Source organism: Diaphorobacter caeni (assembly GCF_015354245.1).
GTDB classification, from domain to species: domain Bacteria; phylum Pseudomonadota; class Gammaproteobacteria; order Burkholderiales; family Burkholderiaceae_C; genus Diaphorobacter_A; species Diaphorobacter_A caeni.
Window position 1 is genome coordinate 293,907 of record NZ_JADKYZ010000002.1, and the last position, 18,428, is coordinate 312,334.

The 18,428-nt window shown below is 64.6% G+C and carries 23 protein-coding genes; 2 read left to right on the top strand and 21 right to left on the bottom strand.

The genetic code is table 11. The features are described from left to right. Positions 1-2: 2 nt before the first annotated feature. The 21 genes from ISG32_RS05235 to ISG32_RS05335 all read right to left on the bottom strand — a co-directional run bounded on the left by ISG32_RS05235 (position 3) and on the right by ISG32_RS05335 (position 16,650). Entirely contained in the window at positions 3-878 is an 876-nt protein-coding gene (locus tag ISG32_RS05235) for a D-hexose-6-phosphate mutarotase (RefSeq protein WP_194769975.1), read from the bottom strand. Next, positions 878-1,885: a UDP-glucose 4-epimerase GalE gene (gene galE / locus ISG32_RS05240; RefSeq protein WP_194769976.1), complete on the bottom strand. Its 1,008-nt coding sequence runs from the start codon at positions 1,883-1,885 to the stop codon at positions 878-880. Before galE ends, ISG32_RS05235 begins: the two co-directional genes overlap by 1 nt. Continuing rightward, entirely contained in the window at positions 1,885-2,625 is a 741-nt protein-coding gene (gene hisA, locus ISG32_RS05245; RefSeq protein WP_194769977.1) for a 1-(5-phosphoribosyl)-5-[(5-phosphoribosylamino)methylideneamino]imidazole-4-carboxamide isomerase, read from the bottom strand. The genes galE and hisA overlap by 1 nt, the downstream gene beginning before the upstream one ends. Positions 2,626-2,687: 62 nt before the next feature. Further along, the gene (gene hisH, locus ISG32_RS05250; protein ID WP_194769978.1) at positions 2,688-3,356 is read right to left on the bottom strand and encodes an imidazole glycerol phosphate synthase subunit HisH; all 669 of its coding nucleotides are present in this window, start codon (positions 3,354-3,356) and stop codon (positions 2,688-2,690) included. Positions 3,357-3,400: 44 nt separating this feature from the next. After that, positions 3,401-4,036, bottom strand: a complete 636-nt coding sequence (gene hisB, locus ISG32_RS05255) for an imidazoleglycerol-phosphate dehydratase HisB (RefSeq protein ID WP_194769979.1) — start codon at positions 4,034-4,036, stop codon at positions 3,401-3,403. Beyond that, the gene (gene hisC / locus ISG32_RS05260) at positions 4,033-5,154 is read right to left on the bottom strand and encodes a histidinol-phosphate transaminase (protein WP_194769980.1); all 1,122 of its coding nucleotides are present in this window, start codon (positions 5,152-5,154) and stop codon (positions 4,033-4,035) included. The genes hisB and hisC overlap by 4 nt, the downstream gene beginning before the upstream one ends. Before the next feature lie 118 nt (positions 5,155-5,272). Beyond that, entirely contained in the window at positions 5,273-5,713 is a 441-nt protein-coding gene (locus ISG32_RS05265; protein WP_194769981.1) for a PIN domain-containing protein, read from the bottom strand. Continuing rightward, positions 5,710-5,967, bottom strand: coding sequence for a DUF6364 family protein (locus ISG32_RS05270; RefSeq protein ID WP_194769982.1), 258 nt, complete (start codon positions 5,965-5,967; stop codon positions 5,710-5,712). The genes ISG32_RS05265 and ISG32_RS05270 overlap by 4 nt, the downstream gene beginning before the upstream one ends. A 131-nt stretch (positions 5,968-6,098) precedes the next feature. After that, positions 6,099-7,001 (bottom strand): hypothetical protein, encoded by a 903-nt coding sequence (locus ISG32_RS05275; protein WP_194769983.1) that lies wholly within the window; start codon positions 6,999-7,001, stop codon positions 6,099-6,101. Positions 7,002-7,164: 163 nt separating this feature from the next. Next, positions 7,165-8,487 carry a histidinol dehydrogenase gene (gene hisD, locus ISG32_RS05280; protein ID WP_194769984.1) on the bottom strand — a complete coding sequence of 441 codons (1,323 nt, stop codon included), beginning with the start codon at positions 8,485-8,487 and terminating at the stop codon, positions 7,165-7,167. Positions 8,488-8,537: 50 nt separating this feature from the next. Then, the gene (hisG, locus tag ISG32_RS05285) at positions 8,538-9,179 is read right to left on the bottom strand and encodes an ATP phosphoribosyltransferase (RefSeq protein ID WP_407645035.1); all 642 of its coding nucleotides are present in this window, start codon (positions 9,177-9,179) and stop codon (positions 8,538-8,540) included. 2 nt (positions 9,180-9,181) lie between these two features. Next, positions 9,182-10,483 (bottom strand): UDP-N-acetylglucosamine 1-carboxyvinyltransferase, encoded by a 1,302-nt coding sequence (gene murA / locus ISG32_RS05290; protein ID WP_194769986.1) that lies wholly within the window; start codon positions 10,481-10,483, stop codon positions 9,182-9,184. A 60-nt stretch (positions 10,484-10,543) separates the two neighbouring features. Beyond that, entirely contained in the window at positions 10,544-10,792 is a 249-nt protein-coding gene (locus ISG32_RS05295) for a BolA family protein (protein WP_194769987.1), read from the bottom strand. A gap of 52 nt (positions 10,793-10,844) precedes the next feature. Continuing rightward, a complete protein-coding gene (locus tag ISG32_RS05300) occupies positions 10,845-11,600 on the bottom strand; it encodes an ABC transporter permease (protein WP_194769988.1) in 756 nt (251 codons plus the stop codon). Next, entirely contained in the window at positions 11,597-12,514 is a 918-nt protein-coding gene (locus ISG32_RS05305; RefSeq protein ID WP_194769989.1) for an ABC transporter ATP-binding protein, read from the bottom strand. Before ISG32_RS05305 ends, ISG32_RS05300 begins: the two co-directional genes overlap by 4 nt. An 84-nt stretch (positions 12,515-12,598) precedes the next feature. Further along, a complete protein-coding gene (locus ISG32_RS05310; RefSeq protein WP_194770430.1) occupies positions 12,599-12,868 on the bottom strand; it encodes an STAS domain-containing protein in 270 nt (89 codons plus the stop codon). Positions 12,869-12,916: 48 nt separating this feature from the next. Further along, the gene (locus ISG32_RS05315) at positions 12,917-13,555 is read right to left on the bottom strand and encodes an MlaC/ttg2D family ABC transporter substrate-binding protein (RefSeq protein WP_194769990.1); all 639 of its coding nucleotides are present in this window, start codon (positions 13,553-13,555) and stop codon (positions 12,917-12,919) included. Positions 13,556-13,719: 164 nt separating this feature from the next. Further along, entirely contained in the window at positions 13,720-14,484 is a 765-nt protein-coding gene (locus tag ISG32_RS05320) for an MlaA family lipoprotein (protein ID WP_194769991.1), read from the bottom strand. After that, positions 14,481-14,969, bottom strand: coding sequence for an outer membrane lipid asymmetry maintenance protein MlaD (gene mlaD, locus ISG32_RS05325; RefSeq protein WP_194769992.1), 489 nt, complete (start codon positions 14,967-14,969; stop codon positions 14,481-14,483). The genes ISG32_RS05320 and mlaD overlap by 4 nt, the downstream gene beginning before the upstream one ends. 59 nt (positions 14,970-15,028) lie before the next feature. Continuing rightward, positions 15,029-15,811, bottom strand: a complete 783-nt coding sequence (gene mlaE, locus ISG32_RS05330) for a lipid asymmetry maintenance ABC transporter permease subunit MlaE (RefSeq protein WP_194769993.1) — start codon at positions 15,809-15,811, stop codon at positions 15,029-15,031. Beyond that, positions 15,808-16,650, bottom strand: a complete 843-nt coding sequence (locus ISG32_RS05335; RefSeq protein ID WP_194769994.1) for an ABC transporter ATP-binding protein — start codon at positions 16,648-16,650, stop codon at positions 15,808-15,810. The genes mlaE and ISG32_RS05335 overlap by 4 nt, the downstream gene beginning before the upstream one ends. Positions 16,651-16,973: 323 nt before the next feature. Here ISG32_RS05335 and speD point away from each other — a divergent pair, with 323 nt between their 5' ends. Both speD and speE read left to right on the top strand, forming a co-directional pair. Continuing rightward, positions 16,974-17,387, top strand: a complete 414-nt coding sequence (gene speD / locus ISG32_RS05340) for an adenosylmethionine decarboxylase (protein WP_228529610.1) — start codon at positions 16,974-16,976, stop codon at positions 17,385-17,387. Between the two features lies 1 nt (position 17,388). Continuing rightward, positions 17,389-18,372 carry a polyamine aminopropyltransferase gene (speE, locus tag ISG32_RS05345; RefSeq protein ID WP_194769995.1) on the top strand — a complete coding sequence of 328 codons (984 nt, stop codon included), beginning with the start codon at positions 17,389-17,391 and terminating at the stop codon, positions 18,370-18,372. Positions 18,373-18,428: the final 56 nt, after the last annotated feature.

Below are 18,428 nucleotides of genomic sequence, written 5' to 3' on the forward strand. Positions count from 1 at the left end.
ATTCAACGCTCCGAGAGCCGCTGCCGACCGCTCCAGCGCGCTCCCGGCGGCAGTGTCACGGGCTCGTCGACGCAGGCGGCCTCCACGCAGAGCATGGTGCGATAGCCGTCTTCGGGCATGTCCTTGAGCTGCGCGCAGAGCTTGGCGCCGGGGTTCCAGACGACGACGTTGCCCCAGCTCGCGCTGTTCTCGATGATGAGCGATGCGCCACCCGAAAGGTCCCGCAGAACCATGGGGCGATCGGTCGATGCGAACACGCTGTCGTACTCACCATCGAAGCGGATCGCGCCCTGCTGCACGTTGCGCAGGTCACGCACCGCGTCCCAGCGCGCCAGACCATCGAGGCCTTCCAGGCTGAGCTGCGCGACGTCGTTCACCCGCAAATAGCTGTGCAGTGCGCCGGTGAAGCTCAAGGCATCGCTGCCGGTGTTGTGCAGATCGAGCGTCATGCGCAGGCTGCCCTTGGCCAGTTGCACGATGAGGCGTGCCTCGAAGCCATGCGGCCACCAGGCGCGCGTGCGCTCGTCATCCTTCAGCAGAAAGATGGCCTGCGCATGGTCGCCGCTCTCATTTCGATGGGCGGATTCGAGAGCCCACGGCAGATTGCGCGCAAAGCCGTGCTTGACGAGCGGACCGCGCTGGTTGAATTGCGGAAAACAGATCGGCACGCCCCCGCGCACGGCGGCCTGGCCGTCCCAGACCGCGCGCGGGCTGAGAAAGAAGTGCTCGCCCTGCGCTGCGGTGCTCCACGAGATGACCTGCGCGCCATGCAGCGCGACCACGGAGGTGTCGCCATTGGCAAGCGACAGGCGCACGACGGGCTGGCCGTTGAAGGTCTCGTGCCGGATGGCTTCCGAGGCGGCTGCGGACTCGCTCATCACAGGCGGCGCGCTTCGCCGTTCTGCCAGCGCCAGACGTCGGCGCACATCTGATCGACGTTGCGGCTGGTCTTCCAGCCAAGCAGGCGCGCGGCGGTGTCGGGATCGGCCCAGTAGGCGGCCACGTCGCCGGGACGACGATCGACGATGCGATACGGCACCGGCACGCCACTGGCGCGCTCGAAGGCCTTGACCATCTGCAGCACCGACACGGGCTCGCCCGTGCCGAGGTTCACCGTCAGCAGGCCCGCATGGTCCTGCAGATAGCGCAGCGCCGCGACGTGGCCCTCGGCCAGATCGCTCACATGGATGTAGTCGCGCACGCCGGTGCCGTCAGCCGTGGCGTAGTCGCCGCCGAAGACGCTGAGCTCCTTGCGCGTGCCCGCCGCCACCTGCGCGACGTAGGGCATGAGGTTGTTCGGCACGTCCTGGGGGTCTTCGCCGATGAGGCCGCTTGCGTGCGCGCCCACCGGGTTGAAATAGCGCAGGCGCGCCAGTCGCCATTGACCGGGCTCCGAGCGGTCGAGATCGGCCATGAGCTGCTCGGCCATGAGCTTGCTGTGGCCGTAGGGATTGGTCGGTTGCAGCGCCGCGTCCTCGCGGATCGGTGAGCCGACGGGATCGCCGTAGACCGTGGCCGAGGACGAGAACACCATGGTGCGCACGCCCGCCGCGCGCATCGCGGAGAGCAGCGTGACGGTGCCCGCCACGTTGGTGTCGTAGTACTTGAGCGGATCGGCCACCGACTCACCCACGGCCTTGAGGCCCGCGAAGTGGATCACGGCAGTGATGCCATGCTCGCGCAGCACGCGCGAGACCAGAGCGCCATCACGCACGTCGCCTTCGATGAGGGTGAGCCGCTGGCCGGTGATGCGCGCAAGTCGCTCGAGCACCGAGGGCTTGCTGTTGCAGAAGTTGTCGAGCACGACATAGGGCAGTCCCTGCTCGGACAGCGCGGCGCAGGTGTGCGAGCCGATGAATCCGGCTCCGCCGGTCACGAGGATCATCAGGCGGACAGCTCGTCGGCGCGGTCCTGGGCGGCCGCAAAATCGAGATCGCCGCTGTAGATGGCGCGACCGCAGATCACGGCTTCGACGCCTTCGTGCTCAACTGCGCAGAGCTGCTCGATGTCGGCCATGCCGGCCAGACCGCCCGAGGCGATCACCGGGATGGACAGCGCCTGCGCGAGCTTCACGGTGGCGTCGATGTTGATGCCCGAGAGCATGCCGTCGCGGCCGATGTCGGTGTAGATGATGGACTCGACGCCCCAGTCTTGGTACTTCCTGGCGAGATCGACGACCTCGTGGCCGGTGAGCTTGCTCCAGCCGTCGGTCGCGACCTTGCCGTCCTTGGCGTCGAGGCCGACGATGATGTGACCGCCGAAGGCGCTGCAGGCGTCCTTGAGGAAACCTGGGTTCTTCACTGCGGCCGTGCCGATGATGATGTAGCGCATGCCGGCGTCGATGAAGGTCTCGATGGTGTCCAGATCGCGGATGCCGCCGCCGAGCTGCACCGGGATCTCCTTGCCGACTTCCTTGAGGATGGCCTTGATGGCGCCCATGTTCTTGGGCTGGCCGGCGAAGGCTCCGTTCAGGTCCACCAGATGCAGACGGCGTGCACCGGCGTCTGCCCAGCGGCGCGCGATGGCGGCGGGGTCTTCACCAAAAATCGTGGATTGGTCCATGTCGCCTTGCTTGAGGCGCACGCAGTGACCGTCCTTGAGGTCGATGGCGGGAATGAGCAGCATGATCGTAAACGGGAGAGGGGCGAATCAAAAAATGGAAGGTCGGCCCAACCAAGGTGGATGAATCAGGGCTTCCAGTGAAGGAAGTTGCGGAACAACGCCAGTCCATGTTCGGAGCTTTTCTCCGGATGGAATTGCGTAGCAAAAATATTATCGCGTGCGATGGCCGATGCAAAGTACCCACCGTAGTCCGCCTCGCCGGCGACATGGTCGGCGCTGTCGGGCCTGGCGTAGAAGCTGTGCACGAAATAGTAGAAGCTGTCGTCCGGAATGCCGCGCCACAGCGGGTGAACGGCACCGCCATGCGGCACCTGGCGCACGCGGTTCCAGCCCATCTGCGGGACCTTGAAACGGCTGCCGTCGGCCTGCGTGCGGCCTTCGAGATCAAACTTGACCACTTTTCCGGGGATTATGCCGAGGCCCGGCGTGTCGCCCTCGGTGCTGTGGTCCAGCAGCATCTGCATGCCGACGCACACGCCGAAGAGCGGCTTGTTCGCTGCGGCTTCCAGCACGCTTTCCTGCATGCCCGATTCGCGCAGCTCGCGCATGCAGTCGCGCATGGCGCCCTGCCCCGGCAGCACCACGCGCTCGGCGGCGCGTACCTGCTCGGGGTCGGAGGTGACGACGACGGTCCAGCCGCTGCCGTCCGCCGCAGCCAGCACGGCCTGAGAGACGGAGCGCAGGTTGCCCATGCCGTAGTCCACGACCGCAACGGTTTTAGATTCACTGCTCATAGTTGCTTGGCACCCATGGATTCGGCGGAATGCATCCGGCGGGATTACAAGGAGCCCTTGGTGGACGGAATCATGCCAGCGGAGCGCGGATCACGCTCCAGCGCGTCGCGCAGCGCGCGGGCGAAGGCCTTGAACACGGTTTCGCACTGGTGGTGGGCGTTGATGCCCTTGATGTTGTCGATGTGCAGCGTCACGCCGGCGTGGTTCACGAAGCCCTGGAAGAATTCGTAGGTGAGCTGCGTGTCGAAGCCGCCGATGCTGCCCGCCGTGAACGGAATGTGCAGATGCAGGCCGGGACGTCCCGAGAAGTCCACCACCACGCGCGACAGCGCCTCGTCGAGCGGCACGTAGGCATGGCCGTAGCGGCGGATGCCCTTCTTGTCGCCCACCGCGCGCGCGAACGCCTGGCCGATGGTGATGCCCACGTCTTCCACCGTGTGGTGGCCGTCGATGTGCAGGTCGCCGTCGCAGTCGATCTGCAGGTCGATCAGCCCGTGGCGCGCGATCTGCTCGAGCATGTGGTCAAAAAAACCGATGCCCGTGGCGATGCGCGACGCGCCCGTGCCATCGAGGTTCACGCGCACCTTGATGCGTGTTTCCGCCGTGTTGCGGGCGACTTCGGCGACGCGGTCGGCATTGGCATCGACCGCAGGTGTGGAGGGTACAAGTGATGATGTCATAGGGAAGCCTGGAGCGCCGCGAGCATCTGGGCGTTGTCGGAGGCATTTCCGACCGTCAGACGCAGGCAGTTGGCCAGCAATGGGTGCATTGTAGAAACGTTTTTGATCAGCACTTTTCGTGCCTTCATGCCATCGTAGGTCTTTGCGGCATCCGGAACGCGGATCAGCACCATGTTGGCCTCGCTGTCCCACACTTTGTCGATGCCGGAAATCGCCCTCAGATCGGCAATCAGCTTGGCCCGTTCCGTGCGGATTTCAAGGGCCTGCGCGGCGAACACGTCGGCATGTTCGAGCGCGAAGATCGCCGCCTCGCAGTTGAGCACGCTCACGTTGTAGGGCGGGCGCACCTTGTCGATCTCGCTGACGACGGCCTCGGGGCCGATGAGATAACCCAGACGCACGCCGGCGAGGCCGAACTTGCTGAGCGTGCGCATCAGCAGCACGTGGCCGTTGCGCTCGGGCTCGGCCTTCATGCGCGAGAGCCAGCTGCGGCTGGCGAACGGCTGGTAGGCCTCGTCCATCACCACGAAGCCGCCCTGCTCGCCCACGGCGTCGATGACGGCCTGCACCGACGCCTCGCTCCACAGCGTCGCGGTCGGGTTGTTGGGATAGGCCAGATAGGTGATCGCGGGCTTGTGCTCGGCAATCGCGGCCAGCATCGCGGGCACGTCGAGCTCGAAGTCGGCGTTCAGCGACACGTTCACGAAATCAAGCCCCTGCAACTGCGCGCTCATCGGGTACATCACGAAGCCCGGCATCGGCGCGAGCAGCTTGGCGCGCCCCCCGGCGTGCGGCTGTGCGCAGGCCAGCGCCATCAGGTTGATGATCTCGTCCGAGCCATTGCCGAGCAGAACCGCGCTGCCCTCGGGCACATCGGCATATTTCGCGAGCGCGTACTTGAGGTCGTCCTGACGGGCGCCAGGATAGCGGTTGATCTCCAGCGCACCCAGGCGCTTGCCGAGCTCGGCCTGCAGATGCGCGGGCAGGCTGAACGGGTTCTCCATCGCGTCCATCTTGAGGTAGCCCACCGAACCCTGCACCTTGTACGCGTGCATGGCGCGCACGTCGGGACGGATGCGATCAAGTGCTTTGGATTGGGATGCGGACAAGGTGGTCATGATGAGAGTCTTCGTCTGGTTCGTCGTCGTGATGGCGAATGGAGGGGTTGAGAAAGTAAAAAAGGAAGAAAGAAAAAGGGAAACTGCGGCGGAAGGAAAAGGAAAGAGCGGGGTTCGTTCAGGCTGCTGCGTCGAGAGGAACCGCCGCCTGCTGCGGATGCACCATGGTCACGCCGCCGAACTGCGTGCCGTGCGGCAGATGCAGCGTGAGCATCTGGTCGCAGCCGCTGTGCTGCGCACAGGCGACCGCGAGGCAGTCGCCGAACGCCAATTGATGCCGCGCCTGCACGGCCCACGCGGTCTCGAGCGTGGCGGCGTCGGTCTTCCAGGGATTCCAGGTCTGGTAACGGCGGATCGCGGCGCGCGCGTCACCCTGGGACAGCGGCTCGGCCGCCGTCGTGACCTGGTCGTAGAACTCGCACAGCGCCTGGCTGCCGGTGCGGCCGCTGCGCGTCTTCCAGAGCGCATCGAGCCAAGACAAGGTGGCGGCGTACAGATCGGCACGGCCCACGTCTTCGGCGGCGATCAGCACGGAGGTATCGACGAACACCGGATTCATGCTTCCGGGCCCTTCGCTGCGTTCGTGCGCTCCAGAACCGCCTTGCGGCTCGCGTCCGACGCGTCGGTGGAGGCATGCCAGCTGCGCTCGTCGGTGCGCCACGCGAGGTAGGCGCGCTCGTAAGCGTCCTCACGGCGCTGCATCTCGGCCATGAAGTCCCCCACCATGCGCGACACGCTCGTGCCGCGGCGGGCAGCCTCGATGCGGGCCCATTCGAGCACGTCGTCATCCACGGTGATGGTGAGATTTTTCACAGGGCCCAGTTTACACGAAATTCGTGTTGCACGAAATTCGTGTGATTTGATCCGGATACAAAAAAGCCGAATCGGCCCTGCGGCGGATTCGGCGAATTCGGCTTTTCCCGTGCTCTGCGCGGTCAGCGCATTCAGCGGTACTGGGGTGGCTGCGCGTAGCGGCCCTGATCTGCCGGGAAGGCATCCGGACCACCCCGTGGTGCGGGGCGGGCCACCGGCTGTGCGGGCCTGGCCTCGGCGATCCGCACCTCGAACAGCGCCGTGCCGATCACGCCGATGTTGCGGGGGGAGCCTGCGGGCGTGTTGCTCGCGTAAGCGTTGTCCTTGGTCGAAAAGCGGAAGGTCGCGACCTCCTCCCGACTCTTGCGGAAGCCCTCGATGCGCAGCCGCTCCCCGGCGCGCAGCAGATAGCCGCCCGCGCCCACGCTGCCCGGCTGACCCGAGAGCACATCGAGCCCGTCGACCGTCGCCACCAGTTCGTAGTTGCGCTGGCTGCGGTTCACGTAGACCAGCTCATAGCGCTCGCCTTGGCGACCGGCCACCCGGTAGTCGTCACCGCCGCGCGTGGAGTAGATCGGCAGCGCGCGCCCATTCCCGTCGAGCACCGACCATTCGATCTTGCCGTCGTCGAGCAGCACGCTGCGCTGGCTGTCCGCGTTCGCCCCCAGCGCACCGAGGATGCTGGCCTCGTCGGTGTAGCGCATGGAGCGCATGGCCTGCGGACGATCGGGCGTGATGCGCGTGGCATCCACATGGACCACGCGCGAGGTGCGGCCCTCGCCCCACTGGGTGCCGAGCGTGGAGTTGGCCTGCGGCGACGCAGCCACGGATGCGGAGGCAGAAGCAGGGACGGTCGAGGTCGAGGGCGCGCGCGCCTCGTCGGCCACGGCGCCTGTGTACGTCGGCGGCATGGAGCACCCCGCGAGCAGCACGCTGGCACCCAGCCCGAGGCCCAGCAGCCAGCGCCTGAGCGCATCGCGCCTCCGCCATGAAGCGAGGAGGCTCGCGATGGCTGTCCGTGTGTGGAGATTCATGTGCCGTATTCCCATGTATTGGTGTTGTGCGGTGAAGCTTCAGCGCTTCGCGACGCAGTGTCCATGGGAAAAACGGGCTGCGCTCATTGGCGCAACATATGGAAAAACTTATTGCAATTGTCAGACCATAACTGCAAGCATCTGCTGCAGTCAGGTCCGAGAATCACTCCGCCTTCAGGCGCATCTCCGCAGCGCGGGCATGGCCCTGCAGGCCTTCGCCGTAGGCGAGTTCGGCCGCGATCTTGCCGAGCACCTGCGCACCTGCCTCGCTCACCTCGATCAGGCTGGAACGCTTCTGGAAATCGTAGACACCCAGCGGCGACGAGAAGCGGGCCGTGCCGCTGGTGGGCAGCACATGGTTCGGGCCCGCGCAGTAGTCGCCCAGGCTCTCGCTGGTGTAGGCGCCGAGGAAGATCGCGCCCGCGTGCTTGAGCAGCGGCTCCCATTGGTGCGGGTCGCGGCTGGAGACCTCCAGATGCTCCGGCGCGATGCGATTGCTGATCGCGCAGGCCTCTTCCATGTCCTTGGTGAGGATCAGCGCGCCGCGACCATTGAGGCTCTTGGCGATGATTTCCTTGCGCGGCATCTCGGGCAGCAGGCGGTCGATCTCGCGCTGCACCGCGTCGATGTAAGCCGCGTCGGGGCACAGCAGGATGGATTGCGCGAGTTCGTCGTGCTCTGCCTGGCTGAACAGGTCCATCGCCACCCATTCGGGCGGCGTCGTGCCGTCGGCAAGCACGAGAATTTCGGAAGGCCCGGCGATCATGTCGATGCCCACCATGCCGAACACGCGCTTCTTGGCGCTCGCCACATAGGCGTTGCCGGGGCCGGTGATCTTGTCGACCTTGGGGATGGTCGCCGTGCCGTAGGCCAGCGCCGCCACGGCCTGCGCACCGCCGACGGTGAAGGCGCGGTGCACGCCGGCCACATAGGCGGCGGCCAGCACCAGCGCATTCTTTTCGCCGCGCGGCGTGGGCACGACCATGATGATGTCCTGCACGCCCGCGACCTGCGCAGGAATCGCGTTCATCAGCACGCTCGACGGATAGGCCGCCTTGCCGCCCGGCACGTAGATGCCCACGCGGTCCAGCGGCGTGACCTTCTGGCCGAGCAGCGTGCCGTCTTCGTCACGGTAGCTCCAGCTCTCGCCGTTGGCCTTCTTCTGCGCCTCGTGATAGGTGCGCACGCGCTTGGCCGCCGCCGTGAGCGCGTGCTTCTGCGCGTCGTTCAGGCCGTCGAAGGCGGCCTTGAGTTCGTCCTGCTTGAGCTCCAGCGCCGACATGCTCTGAACGCTCAATCCGTCAAAGCGTGCGGTGTATTCCAGCACCGCCGCGTCACCGCGCTGTTGCACGTCGGCAAGGATGTCGGCGACGCGCTGCTCGATCTCGGCATCGGTGTCCGCCGACCAATGCAGGCGCGCCGCGAAGTCGGCTTCGAACGTGGTCGAAGCGGTGGACAGACGCAGAGGGACGGCTTGCGAGGACATGGCGAACAGCTTTCTATGGAAGATCGAACGAACGAAGCGGTATTGTGGATTCAATCCTTGCGGATGGCGGATGCGAACGCGTCGATGATGTGGCGCAGCGGCTCCTGCTTGAGCTTGAGCGCGGCCTGGTTCACCACCAGATGCGAGCTGATGTCCATGATGCGCTCGACTTCCACCAGATTGTTCGCCTTGAGCGTGTTGCCGGTGGAGACCAGATCGACGATGGCATCGGCCATGCCGGTCAGCGGCGCGAGTTCCATGCTGCCGTAGAGCTTGATCAGGTCCACGTGCACGCCCTTGGTCGCGAAGAATTCGCGCGCGATGTGGGTGTACTTGGTCGCGACCTTCAGGCGCGAGCCCTGCGTGACCGCATGCTCGTAGTCGAAATCATTGCGCACGGCCACGCTCACGCGGCACTTGGCGATGTTCAGATCGAGCGGACGGAACAGGCCCTGGCCACCATGCTCGATCAGCGTGTCCTTGCCGGTCACGCCGATGTCGGCGCCGCCGTACTGCACGTAGGTCGGCACGTCGGTGGCGCGCACCATCACCACGCGCACATCGGGCTGGTTGGTCGGGAGAATCAGCTTGCGCGAGGTCTCCGGATCTTCCAGCACCTTGATGCCGGCAGCGGCCAGCAGAGGCATGGTTTCGTCAAAAATGCGGCCCTTGGAGAGAGCCAGAGTAATCATCGTCATTGGATTCTTTCCACGTCGGCACCGAGGCCGCGCAGTTTGCCTTCCATGCAATCGTAGCCGCGATCAAGGTGATAAATGCGATCGACCAGCGTCTCGCCGCTCGCCACCAGACCCGCGATCACGAGACTGGCCGAAGCGCGCAGGTCCGTCGCCATCACGGTCGCGCCAGAGAGGTGCTCGGTGGTAGCGCCGTTCGTGCCCAGACCTTCGATCACGGCCTCGCGCGCATCCGTGGTGCGGATTTTCGCACCGAGGCGCAGCAGCTCGCTCACATGCATGAAGCGGTTTTCAAAAATGGTCTCCGCCACCGTGGATGGCCCCTGGGCCACGACGTTCAGCGCCATGAACTGCGCCTGCATGTCGGTCGGGAAACCGGGATATTCGGTCGTGCGAAAGCTCTGGGCGGTCAGATTGGCGGCGCCCGGGCTGGTCACCTGAATGCCGTCGCGGCGCGCCTCGATTTCCACGCCCGCATCGCGCAGCTTGTCGATGACCGCGCCGAGATGCTCCTCGCGCGCATGGCGCACGAACGCGTCGCCGCCCGTGGCCGCGACGGCGCAGAGAAACGTGCCCGCCTCGATGCGATCGGCCACCACGGCATGTTCGCAGCCGTGCAGCCGCTCCACGCCCCGGATGCGGATGCACGCCGTGCCGTGGCCTTCGATCTTCGCGCCCATCTTGATGAGCATTTCAGCGAGATCGACGATCTCCGGTTCCTGCGCGGCGTTCTCCAGAATGGTCTCGCCCTCGGCCAGCGTGGCGGCCATCAGCAGATTCTCGGTGCCGGTCACGGTGACCATGTCGGTGGTGATGCGCCCGCCCTTGAGGCGCGTGCGCCCTTCGGGCAGCGAGGCGATCATGTAGCCGTGCTCGACCACGATCTCGGCGCCCATGGCCTTGAGGCCCTTGATGTGCTGGTCCACCGGACGCGAGCCGATCGCGCAGCCGCCAGGCAAAGACACCTTCGCGCGACCAAAGCGCGCAAGCAAGGGACCGAGCGCGAGCACCGAGGCGCGCATGGTCTTGACCAGTTCGTACGGAGCCTCGGGCAGATGCAGTGCGCCCGCGGCGATCCGCACGGTGCAGTCGTCGGCCGCGTCGCGCGCGATCGACACGCCCATGTGGCGAATCAGCACGAGCATGGTCGCCACATCCTGCAGATGCGGCACGTTGTGCAGCACCACCGGCTCGTCGGTGAGCAGCGCGGCGCACAGCTCGGGCAGCGCGGCGTTCTTGGCGCCGGACACCGGCACCTCGCCACGCAGTTGGCGGCCGCCGCGGATCAGCAGCTTGTCCATTGAAACGGCTTGGGGGGAATATTGAACTTCAGGCAATCACAAATCTCTGTCGCGACTCGATCAGGCTTGTCCGCCCTGTGCGGACCATTCGGCCGGCGTGAAGGTCTTCATCGACAGCGCGTGCACCTCATCGGTCTTCATGCGGTCGCCAAGCGTCGCGTAGACGCGCTGGTGGCGCTGGATGAGGCGCTTGCCCTCGAACTCCCCGGACACGATGGTGGCGTACCAATGACGGCCATCGCCTTCGAGGGTGATGTGCTCGCAGGGCAGGCCGGCACTGATGAGATCCTTGAGTTGGTCTGCGGTCATGGTGGATACGAATGAATGGAATGGGAGGAACGTTGCGGCTGGGCGGCCGGACTCAGTTGCGGATCTTGTAGCCGATGCGCAGCAGATGCACGGCCAGCGCGCTGATGAGCAGCCACGCGCCGCCGACGATGGCAAGGCTGGTCCAGGGCGACACGTCGCTCTGCCCGAAGAAGCCGTAGCGGAAGCCGTCGATCATGTAGAAGAACGGATTCAGGTGGCTGACCTTCTGCCAGAACTCCGGCAGCGAATGGATGGAATAGAACACGCCCGAGAGGAAGGTCAGCGGCATGATCAGAAAGTTCTGGAACGCCGCCATCTGGTCGAACTTGTCGGCCCACAGCCCCGCGATCACGCCCAGCGTGCCCATGATGGCCGCGCCAAGCAGCGCGAACACGATGATCCACAGCGGCGCCGAAAAGTCCGGCACGGCGAAGAACAGCGTGATGATGAACACGCCCACCCCCACCAGCAGCCCGCGCAGCACGGCAGCGCCGACATAGGCGCTGAACCAGGCCCAGTGCGACAGCGGGGTGAGCAGCACGAACACCATCGAGCCCATGATCTTGCTCTGCACCAGGCTTGACGAGCTGTTGGCGAACGCGTTCTGCAGAATGCTCATCATCACCAGACCGGGGATGATGAAAGCGGTGTAGGTGATGCGGTCATAGACCAGCACGCGGCCTTCGAGCACATGGCCGAAGACCAGCAGATACAGCACGGCCGTGAGCACCGGCGCGGCCACGGTCTGGAAAGCCACCTTCCAGAAGCGCAGCACTTCCTTCTTGAGCAGGGTCTGCCATCCGGTCATGCGGCACCGCCTTGCTGTTCGTTCATCACGTGGATGAAGACGTCCTCGAGATCGGCGCGGCGGATCTCCACATCCTCCAGCACCACGCCGCCTTCGCGCAGGCCGACCAGCAGCTGCTCGACGTCACCCGCATCCTGCGCGGGAATCTGCACGATGCGGCCGGTGACGCGCGCACGCGCCGCGATGGACGCCGGCAAGACGCTGTCGGTCTTGAACTGCAGCACGTTGGCCGATGCGGACTTGAGCAGATCGGACATGCTCGAGAGCTTGACGATGTTGCCGTGCTTGAGCATCGCCACGCGGCTGCACAGCGCCTCGGCTTCTTCGAGATAGTGGGTGGTCAGAAGAACGGTGTGGCCCTCGCGGTTCAGACGCGCGATGAAGTGCCAGAGCGTCTGGCGCAGCTCCACGTCCACGCCTGCGGTCGGCTCGTCGAGCACGATGATCGGCGGCTTGTGCACCAGCGCCTGGGCGACCAGCACGCGACGCTTCATGCCGCCCGAGAGCTGGCGCATGTTGCTGTGCGCCTTGTCGGTGAGGCCAAGGCTCTCCAGCAGTTCGTCGATCCAGGCATCGTTGTTCTTGACGCCGAAATAGCCCGACTGGATGCGCAGCGTCTCGCGCACGGTGAAGAAAGGATCGAAGACCAGCTCCTGCGGCACCACGCCGAGGCTGCGGCGCGCGGCGGCGTAGTCGCTCTGCACGTCATGCCCCATGACCTTGACGCTGCCGCCCGAAGCGCGCGCCAGACCGGCGAGGATGCTGATCAGCGTGGTCTTGCCCGCGCCATTGGGGCCGAGCAGGCCGAAGAACTCGCCCTCGCCAATGTCGAGGCTGACGTTGTTCAGCGCCTGAAAAGGCCCCTTGGGGGTGTTGAAGGTCTTGGAGACAGACTGAAATGATACGGCTGGCATGAAGCCTTCCATTCTAGAACGGGAAGGCCCGCAGCGACAGGAGAGGGTTTTGAGGGGCGCGTTCGCCCTCCCCTCAATCTCGGGTCATTCCGCCGAGAGCAGTTCCTGCACGCCGTACAGACCGGCCAGACTGCCCAACGACGCGGGCAAGGCCTTGATGGCGAAGGTCTTGCCGAACTCCAGCGCCGTGCGGCGACATTCGAGCAGGACGGCGAGCGCCGACGAATCGAACACCTTGAGCGCTCCGGCATCAACGACCAGGTGCTGTTCCTTGTGCGCCTTCATGGCCTGCATCAGCATGCGCAGGCTGGCAGTGGCCTGCGCGTGCGTGAGCTCGGGCGGAAGCACCAGCATGCTGGGAGCGGCGGCGGATGCGTTCATGGCGTGTACCTTCGGGCTGGATTACTTGCCGTTGCCGGCGGCATTGGCCTTGTTGCGGGCCACGAGCGACTCGATCAGACCGTCGATGCCCTTGGCATTGACCTCCTGGCCGAACTGCGTGCGGTAAGTGTCGACGATCCAGACGCCCAGGACGTTCAGGTTGTAGATCTTCCAGCTCGCACCGTCCTTTTCCAGTCGGTAGTCGACCTGCACCGGATCACCCTTGCCGCGCACCTCGGTCTTCACCAGCACATCCTTGTCGCCGGCGGCTGCACGCAGCGGCTTGACCTCCACGGTCTGGTTGGTCACCTGGCTCAGCGCGCCGGAGTAAGTGCGCACCAGCAGCACCTTGAACTCGTCCTGCAGGCGCTTTTGCTGCTCGGGCGTCGCCTTGCGCCAGCCCGGGCCGACGGCGGCGGCCGTCATGCGGCGGAAATTCACGTGCGGCATCAGCAGGCGATCCACCAGCACCATGATCTTGTCCACGTCACCCGACTTGATGGACGAATCGCTGCGGATGGTCTCCAGCACCTCGTTGGACAGGCGCTTGATCATGGCATCCGGTGTTTCCTCGCTGGCCAGAGCGGCCACGGGAACGGACAGCAGCATCAGGGATGCCACGGCAGCAGCGGATTGCGAAAAAAGGCGTCGATTCAACATCTTGGAAATCCTTGTTAGTTCACATACAGACTTGAATGTATGTGCTTGACGGCATGCGTGCCCATTTTCAACACGGTGCCCGGGTTTGTTGCGTCCCGGAGGTACCGGGTTGAAAGCAATTGCAACCTGTGGCGCAATCGCCAAAGATCACCGCAGGCGGAAACTCAGTAGTCCTCGGGCAGCTTGCCTGCGTCTTCGTCTTCCACCTGTCCCTTGCGAGGAACGATGCGCTGGCTGCGCACCTGCAGATAGACGTCACGCGTGAACGAATACGGATCGAGCGCGGCGGCATCGAGCACGTCGCCCGCATTCAGAAGCGAGGCACGTTTGTCGACGAGGCCAATGCCGGTGAGCGAATTGCGCACGGGAATGTCGTCGATCTGACCGATCAGGTTGCCCTTCCAGTCCACGGGCAGGGCCACGGTGTCCCGGATGGTCGAGGGGCCAAGGAACGGCAGAACCAGATACGGTCCGGTCTTCACGCCCCAGCTTCCAAGCGTCAGGCCAAAGTCCTGCTTGTGACGCTGGATGCGCATCTCGCTCGCGATGTCGAGCAGGCCGCCCAGACCGAACACGGTGTTCACGTTGAAGCGCACCATGCTGTCGAGCGCGTCCGAGCCCCGTCCCTGAAGCAGATTGTTCACAAATGACCAGGCATCCCCCAGATTGGCGAAAAAGTTCGTCACGCCGGTGCGCACCGGCTTGGGAGTCACTTCCTGATAGGCGGTCGCGACGGGCTTCAGGACCGCGCGATCGACTCCGTCGTTGAACGAATAGATGCTGCGGTTGAACGATTCGTAGGGATCGTCAGGATGCGCCTGCTGAGAGACACGGGAAGAACTCGCGCATCCGGCCAGCAAAGCAAGTCCCAGCGCCGCAGAACTGCCGCGCAGGATGAGTTTGGAGTATGTGGTTTTTTGCTTTGTCATTTTTTACTGCCAGATCCGCTCGAACTGCCGCCGTCTTCGGCTTTGCTGTAGAGAAATTGGCCAATGAGATTTTCGAGGACGACCGCGGACTGCGTAGCGGTGATTGTGTCACCCTCCGCCAGATTGTCGCTGTCGGCGCCCGCCTCGATTCCGATGTACTGATCGCCGAGCAGGCCGCTCGTGAGGATCTTGAGCGAGCTGTCCTTGGGAAATTTGTACTGCTTTTCGAGCTCCAGATGCACGTTGGCCTGGAAAGTCTCGTCGTTGAACGCGATCGTCTTGACGCGACCGACCACGACCCCGGCGCTGCGCACCGCCGCCTGGGGCTTCAAGCCGCCGATGTTGTCAAAGCGTGCCGTCACCGCATAGCCCGACTTCCAGTTCAGGCTCAGCAGATTGGCCGACTGCAGTGCAAGAAACACGAGTGCGGCCGCGCCCAGAAGCACGAACAGGCCGACCCAGACGTCATTTTTGGATTGCTGCATGGTTTGCTACTTTCTCCAGATCCCGAGATACCGGTCTCTTCGCTTCCAAATTCGATTGATCAAATGCTGAACATCAGCGCCGTGAGCAGGAAGTCCAGCCCCAACACTGACAGCGACGCGATCACCACGGTGCGCGTCGTCGCACGCGAAACGCCTTCGGGCGTAGGCTTGGCCACATAACCCTGCAGCACCGCCACAAAGGTCACGGCCACGCCGAAGACAAAACTCTTGACCACGCCGTTGCCCACGTCCTTCCAGACATCGACGCTGCTCTGCATGGCCCCCCAGAAGGCACCGGAATCGACGCCGAGCATGAGCACACCGACCATCCAGCCGCCGATCACCCCAACGGCATTGAACACCGCCGCCAGCAGCGGCATCGCGATCACTCCGCCCCAAAAGCGCGGCACCAGAATGCGGCGCACCGGATCGACGGCCATCATCTCCATCGCCGAGAGCTGCTCGCCCGCACGCATCAGACCGATTTCGGCCGTGAGCGAGGTGCCCGCGCGGCCCGCGAACAGCAGCGCCGTCACAACGGGGCCAAGCTCTCGCACCAGACCCAATGTGACGACCAGACCCAGCGCATTGGTCGAGCCATAGAGCTGCAGGATGTTGTAGCCCTGCAGCGCCAGCACGAAGCCGACGAACAGCCCCGACATCGCGATGATCGACAGCGAATAGTTGCCGAGGAAGTGCACCTGGTCGCGCACCAGGCCGGGGCGCTTGAACGCCTCGCCGCCGAGCTGGAGCATGCGCCAGAACAGCTTGGCGCCCTGACCGATGTCGGCCAGTTTGCCGCGCACCGCGAAACCCACGTCGGATGGTCGCCACCAGCTCATGATTTGTCTCCCGACGCCATGCCCACCGGACCGAAATCCTGCGCCACGCTCGGGCCGGGATAGTGAAACGGCACAGGCCCCGTGGGCAGTGCATGGACGAACTGGTGCACCAGCGGATCGGTGCTCTTGCGCACCTCTTCGGGCGAGCCCTGAGCGGCAATCGTGCCGGGGCCGAGAATGATCACGTGGTCGGCCAGACGGAACGTCTCTTCCAGATCGTGCGACACGATGATCGTGGTCAGTCCCATGGAGTCGTTGAGCTGACGGATCAGCTGTGCCGACGTGCCCAGAGAGATCGGATCGAGCCCCGCGAAAGGCTCGTCATACATGATGAGTTCGGGATCCAGCGCGATCGCCCGCGCCAGCGCCACGCGCCGCGCCATGCCGCCGGAGATCTGGCTCGGCATGAGGTCACGCGCGCCGCGCAGGCCGACGGCGTTGAGCTTCATGAGCACGATGTCGCGGATCAGCTCTTCGGACAGGTCGGTGTGCTCGCGCAGCGGAAACGCCACGTTCTCGTAGACGCTCATGTCGGTGAACAGCGCACCGAACTGGAACAGCATCCCCATGCGGCGACGCGCGGCGTACAGCGCCTTCATGTCCATGGCGCCGACATTCTTGCCGTCAAACAGCACCTCGCCGCCCTGAGCGACATGCTGCCCGCCGATCAGGCGCAGAACGGTCGTCTTGCCGCCGCCGGACGCGCCCATCAGCGCGGTCACCTTGCCGCGCGGCACGCTCAGGCTGACGTCGCGCAGGATCGCGCGCTCGCCGTATCCGAAGTGGACATTGCGCAACTCGACGAGCGGATCAGAGACAGTGGGGGCGGTTTCAAGCATGGATAAAAACAATCGGCTGCAGCCTTCCAACAAGAAGGAGCAACCCTACATCATAGGGGGAAACCCGTTTCCCATATCCATCGTATGTTGAACCCACTGTTGCGAAAACAGTGCTTGACTATACTTGGGTATTGTTGGCAAAGACAGGCGACGCTTGCGGCCTGTCAATGACATGGAGCTCGCGCACCGCGCGGCGCAGCCCTCCAGCGCCCATACACGCTCACGGGCAAGGTTTGCGCAACCCCATACCCGCCCTCGGCTCCATCAGGGAGTCGAGAACGCCTTTTTTCATCATCACTTCTCAACGAAAGGGCTCCAGCTCAATGAAGAACCACGTCCAGAACGCCATCCCCATCAAGACCTCCTCCGTTGCACGCTCGGCCACCGGCCTGCATCTGATTGGCGATCTCTACGGCTGTCTGTGTGACAGCCGTCTGATGCTGGACGCCGGATATCTGGAGTCTTTCTGCAAGGAGAAAGTGGCCAGCGCCGGACTGACCGCCGTCGGCAGCCTGTTCCACAGCTTTGGCGAAGGCGGCGGAGTCACCGGCGTCGTCGTTCTGGCCGAATCGCATCTGTCCATCCACACCTGGCCCGAATCGGGTTACGTCACGCTCGACGTCTATGTGTGCAACTACACCAGCAACAACCGCCCCAAGGCGCAGAAACTGTTCGACGACCTGATGGCCGCGTTCAATCCGAACGACCCGCATCTGCACACCGTCGAGCGGGCCTGACATGGGCGTGATGATCACCCCGCAGGCCGCGGCACCTTCGTACGCGGCCGAGCGGCTCACTCCCGATTTCGGCTTCTACCTGAAGAACAGTCGCCTGCTGGTGAGCGTGCAGTCCGAGTGGCAGCAGATCGAGGTGTTCGAAAACGCGCAGTTCGGACGCGTCATGCGCATCGACGACTGCTTCATGACCTCGGAGCGCGATGAATTTTTCTACCACGAGCCGATGGTCCACCTGCCGGCCATCGCGCACCCCGGGGTGCGGCGCGCGCTGGTGGTGGGCGGCGGAGATGGCGGCGCGGTCGAAGAACTGCTCAAGCTGCCCCAGATCGAACGCGTGGTGCTCGCGGAGCTCGACGCGCGGGTCATCGACGTGGCGCGTGAATGGCTCCCCAGCATCCATCGCGGCGCCCTCGACGATCCGCGCCTTGAAATCCGCATTGGCGATGCACGCCGCTTTCTTGGTCAGACCGATGAACGCTTTGACCAGATCGTGCTGGACCTCACGGACCCCTTTGGCCCGGCCACCGATCTGTACACGGTGGAGTTCTACGAGAGCTGCCGCCGCGCGCTCGCTCCGCACGGAGTGGTCTCGCTGCATCTGGGCTCCCCGATCCACCTTCCCCAAAGCCTGATGCGCATCGCCGCATCGGTCAAGCAAGTCTTCCCGGTATTCCGGCCCTACCTTCAGTATGTGCCGCTCTACGGCACGCTGTGGTGCATGGCCATGGCGTCGATGCAGACCGATCCCGCGCTGCTTGGCAGTGAAGAAGTGGATCGCCGCATCGCCGAGCGCGGCATTCCGTCGCTGCAGCTCTACAACGGCGCAATGCACCTGGCGCTGCTTGCGCAGCCCAACTTCGTGCGCGAGCTGCTGAGCCAGCCCGCCGAGCCGCTTCGGCGCGGGGACATGCTCGAGGAGGTGCGGGACCCGTCGGAGCATCCTCCCGTCATCATTCAGTCGGGACGGGTGCCAGGGCCGCTTTGAGCTCGGAAACAAAAAACGCAGCCCAAGGGCTGCGTTTTTTGTTTCATGTTCCGCCT